This window comes from Sulfitobacter sp. HGT1 (assembly GCF_013282155.1).
Classification (GTDB): domain Bacteria; phylum Pseudomonadota; class Alphaproteobacteria; order Rhodobacterales; family Rhodobacteraceae; genus Sulfitobacter.
In genome coordinates this window covers 107,091-118,835 of record NZ_BLWI01000001.1, presented here as the reverse complement: position 1 = coordinate 118,835, position 11,745 = coordinate 107,091, and the positions used below count along the sequence as shown (strand labels likewise).

Annotated in this window: 11 protein-coding genes; 8 read left to right on the top strand and 3 right to left on the bottom strand. The window is 55.2% G+C overall.

The window, feature by feature from the left end; genetic code table 11:
- Positions 1-30 precede the first annotated feature (30 nt).
- From HGT1_RS00565 to HGT1_RS00555, 3 genes are read left to right on the top strand one after another with little or no spacing between them, the layout of a single operon-like run.
- Positions 31-1,125, top strand: coding sequence for a polysaccharide biosynthesis/export family protein (locus HGT1_RS00565; protein WP_176248032.1), 1,095 nt, complete (start codon positions 31-33; stop codon positions 1,123-1,125).
- Between the two features lie 24 nt (positions 1,126-1,149).
- The gene (locus HGT1_RS00560; RefSeq protein ID WP_217902960.1) at positions 1,150-2,076 is read left to right on the top strand and encodes a sulfotransferase; all 927 of its coding nucleotides are present in this window, start codon (positions 1,150-1,152) and stop codon (positions 2,074-2,076) included.
- A gap of 42 nt (positions 2,077-2,118) precedes the next feature.
- Positions 2,119-2,787: a hypothetical protein gene (locus tag HGT1_RS00555; RefSeq protein WP_176248030.1), complete on the top strand. Its 669-nt coding sequence runs from the start codon at positions 2,119-2,121 to the stop codon at positions 2,785-2,787.
- 42 nt (positions 2,788-2,829) lie between these two features.
- On the opposite strand, the gene HGT1_RS00550 is transcribed toward HGT1_RS00555, so the two are convergent.
- The gene (locus HGT1_RS00550) at positions 2,830-3,141 is read right to left on the bottom strand and encodes an ETC complex I subunit (RefSeq protein ID WP_176248029.1); all 312 of its coding nucleotides are present in this window, start codon (positions 3,139-3,141) and stop codon (positions 2,830-2,832) included.
- A gap of 138 nt (positions 3,142-3,279) precedes the next feature.
- Between HGT1_RS00550 and HGT1_RS00545 the strand changes: the two genes are divergently transcribed.
- The 4 genes from HGT1_RS00545 to HGT1_RS00530 all read left to right on the top strand — a co-directional run bounded on the left by HGT1_RS00545 (position 3,280) and on the right by HGT1_RS00530 (position 7,024).
- The gene (locus HGT1_RS00545; RefSeq protein WP_176248028.1) at positions 3,280-3,564 is read left to right on the top strand and encodes an antifreeze protein; all 285 of its coding nucleotides are present in this window, start codon (positions 3,280-3,282) and stop codon (positions 3,562-3,564) included.
- Positions 3,565-3,652: 88 nt separating this feature from the next.
- Complete coding sequence (gene uvrB, locus HGT1_RS00540; RefSeq protein WP_176248027.1) at positions 3,653-5,869, top strand: excinuclease ABC subunit UvrB; 2,217 nt, start codon at positions 3,653-3,655, stop codon at positions 5,867-5,869.
- Positions 5,870-6,031: 162 nt separating this feature from the next.
- Positions 6,032-6,217 (top strand): PLDc N-terminal domain-containing protein, encoded by a 186-nt coding sequence (locus tag HGT1_RS00535; RefSeq protein WP_176248026.1) that lies wholly within the window; start codon positions 6,032-6,034, stop codon positions 6,215-6,217.
- A 135-nt stretch (positions 6,218-6,352) separates the two neighbouring features.
- Positions 6,353-7,024: a hypothetical protein gene (locus tag HGT1_RS00530; RefSeq protein WP_176248320.1), complete on the top strand. Its 672-nt coding sequence runs from the start codon at positions 6,353-6,355 to the stop codon at positions 7,022-7,024.
- A gap of 41 nt (positions 7,025-7,065) precedes the next feature.
- On the opposite strand, the gene HGT1_RS00525 is transcribed toward HGT1_RS00530, so the two are convergent.
- Entirely contained in the window at positions 7,066-9,354 is a 2,289-nt protein-coding gene (locus HGT1_RS00525; RefSeq protein WP_176248025.1) for a glycosyl hydrolase family 28-related protein, read from the bottom strand.
- Positions 9,355-9,597: 243 nt separating this feature from the next.
- On the bottom strand, positions 9,598-11,178 hold the full coding sequence (locus HGT1_RS00520) for a lysine--tRNA ligase (protein ID WP_176248024.1): 1,581 nt from the start codon (positions 11,176-11,178) through the stop codon (positions 9,598-9,600).
- 118 nt (positions 11,179-11,296) lie between these two features.
- On the opposite strand from HGT1_RS00520, the gene HGT1_RS00515 reads away from it, so the two are divergent.
- Positions 11,297-11,719: a tellurite resistance TerB family protein gene (locus HGT1_RS00515; RefSeq protein ID WP_176248023.1), complete on the top strand. Its 423-nt coding sequence runs from the start codon at positions 11,297-11,299 to the stop codon at positions 11,717-11,719.
- The last annotated feature ends 26 nt before the right edge of the window (positions 11,720-11,745 follow it).

Sequence of the window (11,745 nt, the reverse complement as noted above, 5' to 3'; positions counted from 1 at the left end):
TCAGTGAGGTATCTCGCGCTGGCGTTAGGTTTGACCGTTTTGGCGAACTGTTCGTTGCCGGCACAAGGCCCGTCTGCCCAAGAGGTTCTGGAGCAAGCAGAAGTGCAGGGCTACGAGCTTGTCCCTATCACGGATGATGTTGCCAAACGCCTTTCAGCTGCGGGACGTCACGGATTTTCAGCCGCCTTTTTGAACGCACCGGTGCTGACGTCCAACCTTGTTGTTGGCGTAGGGGACCGGCTGAACATCCGTATCTTCGAAGCGGGCCGTGGCGGGCTTTTCAGTAACGATACCGGCAACGGTACCGTCAGCTTGCCAAACGTGACGGTTGGACCGGACGGGCTGATATCGCTGCCCTATGTCGGGACGATCCAGGCCAGAGGTCAAACACCCCGAAAGATCGAGCAAGAGATCGTTGCGTCACTTCAGGGCAAGGCAATTGAACCACAGGCAACCGTCGAGATAGCGCTGAATGCCAACAACAGCGTTACGGTCATGGGGGCTGTCGTACGTCCCACCAAACTACAGATGAACCTGCGCGGAGAGCGGCTTTCTGCGGCACTGGTTGCTGCCGGCGGCGCACGCAACCCTGCCCACGAGATTTCGGTGAAAATCACGCGCAGGGGGCAAACGTCAACGGCCTCGTTGGAGCGCATCCAAACGGATTCACGCCAGGATATCGCGTTGCGCAGCGATGACACCGTCACCGTTCTGCACAATCCGGAAAGCTATACCATAATGGGATCGGTCAACCGCCCCGGTGACGTCCCCTTCAGCGAACCGTCGATCACGTTGCTCGAAGCGATTGGCAAGGCAAGCGGTCTGCTGGATGTGCGCGCGGATTCAGGGAATGTCTTTTTGTATCGTCGCGAACAACAAGGTGTCTTGAGTGCCCACGGCGTAGCCAGAAAACCGTGGTGGGGTGGAAAAGGCGAAAGCGTGCCAACGGTGTACGTCTTGGATTTCAGTGCGCCAAAAGCGCTTTTCCTTGCCCAGACAATCCAGATGCGGGATGGGGATGCAATTTATGTCGCGAACGCTTCCGCTATCGCGCTGCGCAAAGCACTTAGCCTGTTCGGTTTGGGTGCTGTCACAGGGACAAGCATCACAAATCTTGTGAATTAAACCTCAGACAAGACCGTCTAAGGATTGGAGTTATCGATGGGAATAAAACCAATCGGACAGCAACAGGGCGTTACCATCAGGCACCTCTGGCCAGATACTGAAGGCACACCCAACCTTGTCGACGAGATCGGACCAGAACGCAGGCCCGATTTTCTGTGTATCGGCACGGAAAAAGCCGGGACAACCTGGTTGTGGCATTCGATGAAATACCACCCCAACATCGGCGTCCCCGCGACCAAAGAGCTTCGGATGTTCAATCAGTCCCGAACCTTTGACCCGCACCATTTCAGAGCAGCAAAAGAGTTTTTCGAAGACCCCCGCAACGCGCCACTTCGCCCCGATTTCCTGGAACGCGTGGCAACCGAGTTGCGCCTTTTATACGGTGGCATCCCTGCATATTTGCGGGTTTTCGGTCAGCTCAAAGAGCCGGTTGTTGGCGAACTGACACCGCAATACTGTATTCAACCGATAGAGCGGGTCCGCAAAATGCGCGAGATCGCCCCCGATGCGCGGATCGTTTACATGCTTCGGGATCCGGTCGAGCGGCTGCTGTCTGGTGCCCGTATGGTTTTAAAAACAATCGACCAGCCCAATAGCGAAGACCTTCTGTTCAAGGAAGCGCTTCACCCTATGCAGCTTTCTTTTTGCAACGGGCATAACCACATCGGAAAATTCGCAAAAGTGTTCGGGGAAGACAGGCTTGGCGTTTTTTTCTTTGATGATATTGCAAGCAGACCTGCGGATCTGTTCCAAGATATTTGCGACTTTGTCGGCGCACAAAGGGCGGGCGTCGATCCCGAAATCCTCTCTGCAAAAGTAAATAAGGGGCCTTCGTACCAACCTTCGCGCGATCTGCGCACCAAGCTCTACTCGCACTTATCGCCCGTCTATAAAGAATTGGAACACCTGTTCCCGAAACGGGTTGCCGTTTGGCGGGATACATACGAATAACAAAACAGGTACCCTTCGCGTCAGCGCAAGAACCGGAACGGCATGGCACATGTTGCGCACCCGAACCGTCTATATTGTGGTTTTGTCACCGGCTACTTACAAAAAAAGTTAACTGCGCGCGTTCATTTGATTTCGAAAATACAGGGTTGTTTCATGAGGCACATTCTAACGCTCATTCTGTGCCTGGCCTGCAGCGCGCCATTCGCTCAAACCTCATCGGTTTTGCCCCCCCTGGGTTCACCAGAACAGCAGACGGGCGCAGCTTCGCACTCTGTTGCAAGCAGGGCGTTTGCATTTACCCGTGGGGAAAAAGCCGCCGACGGTTTTATGTATCTGCCCTTTGGATGGCACCCCAGCGATAGCTTTAGCACCGATAGTATTTCCATGAACCATTTTGTTTCGCTGACAAAAAACGGCATCAGCGGCTCTACTTTTATCAATTCCTTTGGGGACAGAACATGGAGCCTCGGGTTCTCCAGAACACTTTTTCTGAACAACCGTATCGGCTTGGATTATTCTTTCGGCTTGATGGTCGGATATCGGGGGGAGCTCGGCCCAATCGCTCCCCATGTCCTGCGGCCGCTTTTTGAAGGCAACCTGAACCCCTATGTTATCGCGTCCCCGTATTACCAGATTACGGAGAAACTTGAGGCACGGCTGCTTTTTGCGCCGCCGAACATGTTCTTGTTCGGCATCAACTATCTGTATTAAAGAGCAGTCTTCGGCAGATGTGACCGTTCAAAACATTCAGGCTTAGTGGGTCCACGACCCGCGCCGCGCCGTCGCGAAATTCTCGCCGTAGCCGCCGGGGCGGATGTTCGCACGGCGTTTGTGCGGCTCTTGGACCATCGCATCAATGCCGTGATCGCGGGCATATTCGACAGCGTCTTCCTTGGTCTCGAACCGAAGCTTGACCTGCGTTTGCGTGTCGCTGGATGACGTCCAGCCCATCAAAGGGTCAACCTCGCGTGCGCTTTCTTGATCGAACTCAAGCAGCCAGACGTGCGTTTTGGCTGTGCCAGATGACATTGCTGTTCGTGCCGGTTGGTAAATGCGAGCGCGCATGGGTCATTCTCCGCTGTGGTGGCGTATATATCGGGCATTTGAACCAAGGTATCAAGCTATCACAGGCATTTGTAGATAAAACAGCTTGCAAATGCTGCGGCGCAGCATCACTTTGGGGAACCCCACTGGAGCATTGCCATGAATCCCCTGAAATTATTGGCCTTAAACGCCCAATTCACCTCCCTGATGATTGATACCCAAGCCGTTATGACCCTGCGCATGCTGGGGATGGCGGGCGCGTTGCCACATGCCAGCGGTGAAAACTCACGCATGTTTAAGGAAAAAGGGCCGGCAATGGCCCGAGCCTATAAGGCGGCGACCCATGCTGCGCTGTCCGGCGGTAGCCCCGACCAGATCATGACTGCGGCGATGGCTCCGGTCAGCAAGAGAGTACGCGCCAACCGCAAGCGGCTTACGAAATAGGCGGCTGGGCAGTCGTTTGCCCGCCTACCCCTTGAACCTGCGCCAAAACATGACACCTTAAGGGGCGACCCCCCCAAAGGACTTTGCCATGGCCTACGCCCACTCTGACAGTTTGCCAGAACGCAAGGAAGCGTTCCTATCAAATCCGGCACCCGATGTGCGCAGCCGCCCCAAGCTTGAAGGTGGTCAACGGTTTGTTTTGTCAACAGAATTTGAACCTGCGGGCGATCAGCCGACTGCAATCAAAGAGCTATCCGAAGGCGTGCGCGCAGGTGAACGCGATCAGGTGCTGTTGGGCGCGACAGGCACGGGCAAGACATTCACGATGGCCAAGGTCATTGAGGAAACACAGCGCCCCGCCATCATTCTGGCCCCGAACAAGACATTGGCGGCCCAGCTTTATGGCGAATTCAAAGGTTTTTTTCCCGACAACGCTGTCGAATATTTCGTCAGCTATTATGACTATTACCAGCCCGAAGCCTATGTCGCACGGTCTGACACCTTCATCGAAAAAGAATCGCAGATCAACGAACAGATCGACCGGATGCGCCACTCTGCCACCCGATCTCTGCTGGAACGTGATGATGTGATCATCATCGCATCCGTGTCATGCATCTATGGTATCGGTTCGGTCGAAACCTATGGCGCGATGACGCAGGATATTAAAGTCGGCACATCCTATGACCAGCGCAAAGTCATCGCCGATCTGATCGCGCAGGCGTATAAACGCAACGATGCCGCGTTCCAGCGCGGTACGTTCCGGGTGCGCGGCGATTCGCTCGAGATTTTCCCCGCCCACCTTGAAGACCGCGCATGGAGACTGTCGTTCTTTGGCGAGGAACTGGAAAGCATCACCGAGTTCGACCCGCTGACCGGAGAAAAAACCGGCACGTTCGACCAGATTCGCGTTTACGCCAACAGTCACTATGTCACGCCGAAACCGACGATGAATCAGGCAGTGATCGGCATCAAGAAAGAGCTGCGGATGCGGCTGGACCAGCTTGTTTCCGAAGGCAAACTGCTTGAGGCGCAACGGCTTGAGCAACGCTGCAATTTTGACATCGAAATGCTGGAAGCCACGGGCGTTTGCAACGGTATTGAAAACTATTCACGCTATCTGACGGGGCGTGCGCCGGGCGAACCGCCCCCCACCCTTTTCGAATTCATTCCTGATAATGCGATTGTTTTCGCAGATGAAAGCCACGTTTCCGTGCCGCAGATCGGCGGGATGTACAAAGGCGACTATCGGCGCAAATTCACGCTGGCCGAACATGGGTTCCGACTGCCGTCCTGCATGGATAACCGCCCGCTGAAGTTCGAGGAATGGGACGCCATGCGCCCGCAATCGGTGTTCGTATCTGCCACCCCTGCTGCGTGGGAAATCGAACAAACCGGCGGGGTGTTTACGGAACAGATCATTCGGCCGACCGGTCTGATCGACCCGATGATCGAAATCCGCCCCGTTGAAATGCAGGTCGACGATCTGCTGGACGAGGTCCGCAAGGTCGCCGCCGACGGTTTCCGGACGCTCTGCACCGTATTGACCAAACGCATGGCCGAAGACCTGACCGAATACATGCACGAACAGGGCATCCGCGTGCGCTATATGCACAGTGATATCGACACCATCGAACGGATCGAAATCCTGCGCGATCTGCGTTTGGGAGCATTCGACGTGCTGATCGGCATTAACCTTCTGCGCGAGGGTTTGGACATCCCCGAATGCGGGCTGGTGGCCATTCTTGATGCCGACAAAGAAGGCTTCCTGCGCTCTGAGACATCCCTGATCCAGACGATTGGCCGCGCCGCGCGTAACGCCGAAGGCCGCGTGATCATGTATGCCGACCGCATCACCGGTTCGATGGAACGCGCGATGGGCGAGACCGACCGCCGCCGCGCCAAGCAGGTCGCCTATAACGAGTTGCACGGCATCACGCCAACGACGGTGAAAAAGAACGTCGATGATATTCTTGCCGGGCTCTACAAGGGCGATGTGGACATGATCCGCGTCACCGCCAAGATCGACAATCCACTGGCAGGCGGCAATCTTCAGACCGTTCTGGAAGGACTGCGCACCGATATGCGCAAGGCGGCTGAGAACCTTGAATTCGAAGAAGCCGCGCGTTTGCGTGACGAGGTGAAGCGGCTTGAGGCCGTCGATCTGGCAATCGCAGACGACCCGATGGCGCGGCAATACGCGGTCGAGAAAGCCGTCGATGACGCGCATAAGGCATCGGGCCGGTCTACCGGCGGGCGTGGCGGCATGCGTGGCGGCAAGTCGCGTTATGGCGGGAAAAAGCGCTAGGCAGTCAAACTTCGCGCAGGGGTATTCACGCTTTATCCCTGCGCCAACAGCCCCCCTTGACCGCCCCTCCTCGCAAAAAATTGAAGATCCTCTCACGGGAGTGGGAACAAAATCGCACATTGGCAAGTTGATCTCCCAGAACAACTCATTAGGAGAACGACAATGGAATATGGTATTCTTGGACTAATTATCTTGATCGCCGACATCTACGCTATCGTCAAAGTCATCGGCTCCGGCGCATCAACTCTTGCGAAAATTCTGTGGGTCGTGGGCATCCTGGCATTCCCGGTTGTTGGTTTTATCGTGTGGCTGCTGGCTGGCCCACGTGGCGGCACAGTGCGCGTCTAAATCGGTCTTACGACAGACAAAGGGCTGGCAGATCACTCTGCCGGTCCTTTTTTTTGCGGAAATTTCATTTCAAACCGTAAGCGTTTTATTAAGTTTCATTAAGCATGTTTTCCGCGAAAGGGCGGTATATTGGACATGCTTCCTAGATTGGCGATCTTGTTTTTTCTGCTTGATGTTAGCACCGCCACAGCAGGCGCGTGGCTGCGCGAAAAGGGTACCGGTTTTTCGTCGGTTACGACCAAAGGCACCCTTTCGCGGGATTTCGCCGAAACCACATACTGGGAATATGGCGTTCGGGACGACCTGACGCTGGGCGTGGAAGCCGCCTTTTTCACCTTTGCGTCCGGTGCCCAGTCAGGGTCGGGCATGGTCTTTTTGCGCCGCCCCATTGGGAAAAAAGACCGACCAAGCGTTTGGGCCTATGAGTTGGGCATCGGTGCTGATTGGTCCGACGCTTCCGTGCGCGCCAATGTTCGGGCTGCCCTTTCATGGGGCCGTGGCTACCAGCTTAAACAATTGAACGGGTGGATGGCCGTTGACGGGGCAATCAAGCTTGATGTGTATGACGCAAGCCATACGCTCAAGATCGACAGCACCGTTGGGCTGAATTTCAACGACCGGTTTTCCGGCATGATACAGGTTTTTCACGCGCATACCGCCAATAGCACCGCCACCTCAATCGCCCCTTCATTCCTTGTCAAACCGATCAAAAGCAAACCGAATATCAGGCTGCAAATCGGCGGGGAAACGGAACTGGGAAAAGCGAAAAACCCAGCGTTCAAGATATCATTCTGGCGGGAATTTTAGGGCCTTTCGCAAGCGCATCCGGCAAAAGGCCCCTAGCATCGTTAACGCTTGTCCATACGCGCCTGCATAAAGATGGAGCCCTTCACGCTCGTGCTCCAGACCAGATGAAACAAATCGCGATCCGGCCCTTGATCCGTCAGCACATAAGGCACCGTGAATTGCGCAACATTCGATGTATTCCGCACAGGCCCGTCCATCGCAATGCTGTCCACCGCGATTGCCCAGCCCTGAAAAGGTAGGCGTTCCGAAATATCGACGACCCAGGTTTGCGCAAGGCTGGATTGCGAATGTTCAACCTGCACCGGGTTCGCAACAGGAAAGTTCACGCCATGAAACGAATTCCCCGTCATCTCGATATTGCGCATCCGCGAAAAATCCATATCGGCAAAACTGGTATCAATCCGTTCCACACGATCAATCGGGCCGTTCAGGCTGCGAAACCGGTTATCATTAATGGTTAAACCGTTAATCACGTGACCACTGCCATGAGGCTTGATCACGATATAGCTGAACCAGGGGGCAACTTCCCCCGACAGGAAGATATTGCCGGTAATCGACAATGAACTGAACGAATATTCGCTGCTGTAATCGGGGGCCTGATCCTGCTCGTTCGTCCACTCGATAAAACAATTGTCGATGTAATTCCCCTGCACCACTGACCCCGTGTGCTGCGCAGCAATGATCAAACCGGCAGAACGTATCCCATTGGGCACCGTATCCCCCTGGAAAAAGTGGTTGCCGGTTATGATATTATTCTGCCCCGCAACCAGCGCGAAATGCCGGAAACGTGTCGCGCGGTTGTCACGAATTTTCACATCATTGGCGTTGCAGTTGATGGCAATGCTGGTGCGATCCGCGACATTCAAACCATCCTCTGACGACAGGAACTGACAGCGGTCGATAAACATGCCCTGACATCCGCCACCAATAGACGTGATCCCGCGATCTTTGGGGCGCGAGACAAAGCAGTCGCGCATGTGAAAGGTTACTCCCGACGGGGCAAGGTTCACACCGCTTGCCACGTTGTTGCACTGGATCTCGATGTCGGACAGCACGAACTTGCTAAGCGATGCGAAGTTGCTGAAATCCAGCATGTATTGGAACCGCGAAAAGCTGAAATTCTGCGTGCCAGCCGCGTCATATAACGGCGCGTTCAAGGTGATTTCTTGGGTCGCGACATTCTTGTCCCGAACATAGATTTCCCGCCCGACCCCGGTACCCGATACATGGGCACCAACCGGAATATTGGCAATGTTGGTGACATTGGTCAGCTTGCGCGCATTGGACGGGGAATACGTGCCTTGCGAGGTAACCGTGACCGTATCCCAATCGCCATTGCTGGCAGCTTCAAACTGACCGTTGCGAATGATCCTGCGGGTGGCATAGCTTGTCCGCTCTGGCGTGGCGGCCTGCATATCAATCGGCCCGGTGACATAGACTTTGCGCCCGCCCATATCTAGCGACTCGTGATCGGCATTGTTCAACAACGCCTGAAACGCCTTGCGAAAGGCGAGTTCCTCGGTCTCGAAGGCATCGATATAATTTGGCAGATCAAAGTTGTGACGCAGTTGCAGGATCGCTGTCGCGGGCATGGTCACTTTGCCCTCAAACAGGGTTTCGGTATCAAACGTGACATCACCGTTCAGCAGATACGTCCCCTTCGAGATCAGGACCCGTCGACCGTCAGCCGCCGCATTTGCCGCATTAAATGCAGCGGTATCATCAGTGACCCCGTCCCCAACCGCACCGAAATCACGCACATCAATCTGGGCCAGCATATCCACCAGAAACGCGCTGGTGATGTCTTCGATCTGTAGATCATCAATGCGAACCACGCCGCCATTCTGGCCCGTCAAATCCAGACCGAAATGCCCGTAAACCGGGTCCGTCCCCCATACCATGTCGACACCACCGCGCTGGCCTGATCCAACGATGGCACTCACCTCGACAACTTCGCCATAGCTGGTCAGTTGCACGGATGGGCCGGATTCAACCAGCCCTCCTGCGCGACTGCCGTTCCCAAGCGCCGGATACCCCGCAATCCGCACAGCGGGAAGATTGCCGCTGATCGCTTTTACCTTGGCCGTTATGCGCAAATAGCACCCCGGCAGCAGCGGCGTCTGCCCCATATAGCGCAGCTTTTGCGTGCTTTGGGTCTTGATCAGCTCCAGCGCGCCGCCGAAATCCTGATCTGCGGGGATGAATGCTGCGTTGATCGCATTGGCATAGGTATCCGATCCGGCGGTTCCATCGCCGCTTGAATACACATCCAACCCGTTGGCAAAGATTGCTGGTGTCAGGACAAGCCCGTCCGTAATCGCCTTGTTCATCACTATCCCCTTTCGGAAACCGCGGCATATGCCCCACGGCCCATCTGTTGCGAAACCCCGGCGAATTGCCGGCATGCGCATCTGGATAGTTACGGGTCGTTAACCGGCGCTAAGGGGACCGAACGCTGAAAACAAAAATGCGCCGCTTGCCACACCAACCAAGGCGGACAAGCGGCGCATTATTTCTTTGGCACAGTGAACAGCAGACCCACACGCGGTTACCGTCGCTGCAAGGCAAACGCTTTAGGCTGCGACCAGTTTCCCTGCCAAAGCATCATCAATCAACGCGATGGTTTCATCCACACCGTACAGCGCGATGAACCCGCCGAAACGTGGGCCCTGGCTGGCCCCCAACAGCACCTCGTAAAGCGCCGTGAACCAATCGCGCAACGGATCGAAACGCTCTTTGCCAACAGCGAAAACCATCGTCTGAAGCGCCTCGGCATCCAGCCCGCCATCCCATGCTTTCAATTGATCGCGCAGATCTTCCAATGCCTCGCGCTCCAGATAGCTGGGTGCGCGGAACACTTTGGTCGGCTTCACAAAGTCGTTGTAATACCGCACCGCATGATCGGCCGCCGCGTCCATACCGGGGTTACCCTCGGGCGTCGCATCCGGCGCATAACGCTGGATGAAACCCCACAGCTGGGATTTTTCCTCGGCCGAGGAAACAGACGCAAGGTTCAGCAACATCGAATAGGGCACGATCATATCCGACTTGGGCACATCGCCGCCGTGAATATGCCAGACCGGGTTGTTCAACTTGCCCTTGTCATCCTGTGTCTCATAGGCACGCAACTGCTGGTGATATTCATCCACAGCCTTCGGGATCACGTCGAAATACATCCGCTTTGCCGTCTTGGGCTTGAGATACATGAAATACGACAGCGATTCAGCGCTGGCATAGGTCAACCATTCATCAATCGTCAGGCCATTGCCCGATGACTTCGAAATCTTGTGGCCGTCCTGATCAAGGAACAATTCATAGGTGAAATGCTCAGGCGCACGCGCGCCCAGAATCCGGCAGATCGAATCGTAGATCGGCGTATTGGTTGAATGGTCCTTGCCATACATCTCGAAATCGACCCCCAAGGCCGCCCAACGCGCGCCGAAATCGGGCTTCCACTGCAATTTCACATTGCCGCCGGTCAACGGCAGGGTCATCTCGGTGCCATCTTCATCGTCGAAAGTAACTGTACCCTCTTTGACGTTCACTTCTTTCATCGGCACATACAAAATACGGCCGGTTTCGGGGTGGATCGGCAAAAAGATCGAATAGGTCTGGCGACGCTCTTCGCGCAAGGATTTCAGCATCACAGCCATGATCTCGTCGTATTTTTCGGCAGCGCGTAAAAGTATCTCGTCGAATTGCCCCGATCTGTAAAACTCCGTGGCCGAGATAAATTCGTACTCAAACCCGAATGTATCCAGAAACCGACGCAACATGGCGTTGTTATGGGCACCAAAACTGTCGTGCGTCCCGAACGGATCAGGCACAGACGTCAGCGGACGCTGCAAGTGCTCTGCCAGCGCTTCGGGGTTCGGAACATTGCCGGGCACCTTGCGCATGCCGTCCAAATCATCTGAAAAGCAGATCAAGCGGGTAGGAATGTCACTAATCAGTTCAAAAGCGCGCCGGATCATCGTGGTGCGCGCAACTTCGCCGAAGGTCCCGATATGCGGCAAACCTGATGGGCCATATCCGGTCTCGAACAAGACATACCCCTTCTCGGGGGCCTTGTTTGCATAGCGTTTCAACACCCGGCGCGCCTCTTCAAAAGGCCATGCTTTGCTGGTTAAGGCGGCTTCACGCATCTGCGACATCTTTAAAATCCATCAATTTTGCCTGTCACCCTATGTACACAAGCAGGCTGTTCCTATTGCGTCCCCCACGGGGCGTCAATAATCTGGCCTTCATGAGCTTGTCATATAGGATATTCCAATGACCGAAGACACGTCCCTGACACTAAGCGCACAAGATTGCCTTGTCGCGCTGATGATCGCAGTCTCCGCGTCAGACGAAGACATTCGCACGACTGAGCTGATCAAAATTCAGACCTCCGTCAATATTCTGCCGATTTTTTCGAACTACGACAATGATCGCATCAGCACCGTCAGCCAGATGGTGTTTGACTTGTTTGAGCAAGAAGACGGATTGGATGCCCTGTTCGGGCTCATCAAAGGCGCGTTGCCGGACCGGCTAAACGAAACTGCCTATGCGCTGGCCTGCGATGTCGCGGCTGCCGATGGAACGCTGGAAGAGGCGGAACTGCGTCTCCTTGAAGAAATCCGCTACGAACTGGATCTCGACCGCCTTCACGCCGCCGCAATCGAACGTGGTGCGCGGGCCCGCCACCTCACGTAATCCGCGGGAATTTCCCCGAATAAAAC

What these genes read in the sequence shown, in the direction of transcription:
- HGT1_RS00555 (WP_176248030.1), top strand. Translation starts at nt 2,119, where the DNA reads ATGGCACATGTTGCGCACCCGAACCGTCTATATTGTGGTTTTGTCACC.
- HGT1_RS00550 (WP_176248029.1), bottom strand. Translation starts at nt 3,141, where the DNA reads ATGCGCGCTCGCATTTACCAACCGGCACGAACAGCAATGTCATCTGGC.
- HGT1_RS00545 (WP_176248028.1), top strand. Translation starts at nt 3,280, where the DNA reads ATGAATCCCCTGAAATTATTGGCCTTAAACGCCCAATTCACCTCCCTG.
- uvrB (WP_176248027.1), top strand. Translation starts at nt 3,653, where the DNA reads ATGGCCTACGCCCACTCTGACAGTTTGCCAGAACGCAAGGAAGCGTTC.
- HGT1_RS00535 (WP_176248026.1), top strand. Translation starts at nt 6,032, where the DNA reads ATGGAATATGGTATTCTTGGACTAATTATCTTGATCGCCGACATCTAC.
- HGT1_RS00530 (WP_176248320.1), top strand. Translation starts at nt 6,353, where the DNA reads ATGCTTCCTAGATTGGCGATCTTGTTTTTTCTGCTTGATGTTAGCACC.
- HGT1_RS00525 (WP_176248025.1), bottom strand. Translation starts at nt 9,354, where the DNA reads ATGAACAAGGCGATTACGGACGGGCTTGTCCTGACACCAGCAATCTTT.
- HGT1_RS00520 (WP_176248024.1), bottom strand. Translation starts at nt 11,178, where the DNA reads ATGTCGCAGATGCGTGAAGCCGCCTTAACCAGCAAAGCATGGCCTTTT.
- HGT1_RS00515 (WP_176248023.1), top strand. Translation starts at nt 11,297, where the DNA reads ATGACCGAAGACACGTCCCTGACACTAAGCGCACAAGATTGCCTTGTC.